The organism is Candidatus Bathyarchaeota archaeon, assembly GCA_026014725.1.
Lineage (GTDB): Archaea > Thermoproteota > Bathyarchaeia > Bathyarchaeales > Bathycorpusculaceae > Bathycorpusculum.
This window is the reverse complement of record JAOZHV010000056.1, coordinates 1-1,860: the sequence shown is the minus strand read 5'-3', so window position 1 is coordinate 1,860 and position 1,860 is coordinate 1. Positions and strand designations below refer to the sequence as shown.

Sequence of the window (1,860 nt, the reverse complement as noted above, 5' to 3'; positions counted from 1 at the left end):
GGGAGCACTCAAAGGTTGTTAGATAACGAGAGGAAGATGAGAACGGAGAGCAGTCAGTTCGTCCCATTGATTGCTTAGCCATGCTGCTCTAGCTTTAGCCGTTGCGATGGCGCCAGGTTCCAACCAACGTGCGCCTGCCCGTTTGAGACGCATACCGCCAATTTGTTTTCCGGCACTTTCCACCGTGCCGCTGCCGATAAAATAACCTTGTTGGCGAAAGTGGGCATAGTCCATGCGCTTTCGATTGTTGGTGAAATAAGTGACAGCACTATCGACAGCTTTTCGGGCTGCTTGAATAGAACCCAGGATACGACAATTGTGGATTAGATTATCAATCTGTCCTTCCCATAACAAGGAACGGGTCTGTTCTAACCAGGCATGATACTCAGGAGTATCGTAGCCGAATGCCGCTTCAGCAATGGGAGGTAAATATTGACTGGCGTGATACCAGTCTACAATTTGCACTGCATGCGGAAAATGACGTTCAATGAGCTTCCAAATCCAGATCGCGCCATCACAAACAAAGACCACTTCTTCATACAAATCAGCTTTCCGCTGGCAAGCGGTTGCCCAGAGCAACTCGCCGAATTGATCCGGTGGCTGAATATCACAATGATAGGTGATCTCCTGTGCCTGCAGATCATTCTGCTCACCGACCCGGCTGGCATGATGGCGATGTTTTTGATAGCTACGTACCGGCTCTACCCGATACCAGGTAAGGTTTTTCATCTCTCGCCACTCGCCTTTGCATGGCGTCATCACCCCATCAATCGAGCCATATAGACGTCCGGCTTGTTTCCCATACCTCCGGATGCGTTCTTGTAACCAGCTTTCATCCTGGCTTTGCTTTTTCCATTCTTCTTCTCGTGCTTTTTGCAGCTCACCAAAGCGCTGCGTCTCCTTACGAATCGTGTTGTCACTCACCCGAAACAACAAGAAGCGCTCGATGAACCGACTCGATTCGGCAAATGCCGTTTCAATCCCCCCCAGGGCAAGCAGTTCCGCCAATCCTGCCGTAACTTCGCCTGCGGCTATGTGCAATCGCTTGTCCAAGGGACAATGCCCTTTCCCGCATGTTTTGCAGACATAATACTTCCGCTTGTAACTTACCCGACCAAATACACTCAATATCTTCGCTTCCCGCCGAAACAGGTACTCTTGTTTCCCTTGACATTCACATTCTATTTCTTCCTCCTTTACCTCCATTTCGTCGGTTTGTTCTAAATACATTTTCATCCCTTCGGCTCCAACTTTCTGTAATAACCCCCGCATGCATGTCTCGACCTCTTGTATATCCCGAAACTCCCCCGATGCTTTTCCCATTTCTTTTACCAAAATTTCTGCCATCTTTTTTATTACTTCTGTGCTAAACTCCATTGTGAGCCTCCTGTTTTGGTTTTTGGTTTGGTAAACTTAATCTTAACAGGTTGGCTCGCTTTTTTCTTTACTTTTCTAACAACTTTTTCGTGCACCCGAATAATAATAATCCCTTGGCGCCCTTTGCGACTTTGCGAGAGATAGGAAACTGCTGCAGGGAATGTCATTGCGAGGCGTTCTTTGCCGAAGCAATCTCCTCGATATGCTAGTAGGGGGGCTGCCACGGTCGGGGAAGACCACCCCGCCCTCGCAGCGACACCAGGGATTGTCGTCGCGAGGAGCGTTCTTTGCGACGTAGCGACCTCCCCCAACCCATGCGGGGGCTGCCACGGTCAGGGAAACCCACCCCTCCCTCGCAGCGACACTGCCTGTCGGCAAGCGACAGGGTCTGTCGACAAGCGACAGGGTCTGTCGACAAGCGACAGGGTCTGTCGACAAGCGACAGGGTCTGTCGACAAGCGACAGGGTCTGTCGACAAGCGAC

Annotated in this window: 1 protein-coding gene; it reads right to left on the bottom strand. The window is 50.5% G+C overall.

Annotation, left to right across the window (positions count from 1 at the left end):
* Window positions 1-18 precede the first annotated feature (18 nt).
* The gene (locus tag NWE95_11875) at window positions 19-1,377 is read right to left on the bottom strand and encodes an ISKra4 family transposase (protein MCW4004597.1); all 1,359 of its coding nucleotides are present in this window, start codon (window positions 1,375-1,377) and stop codon (window positions 19-21) included.
* Between the last annotated feature and the right edge of the window lie 483 nt (window positions 1,378-1,860).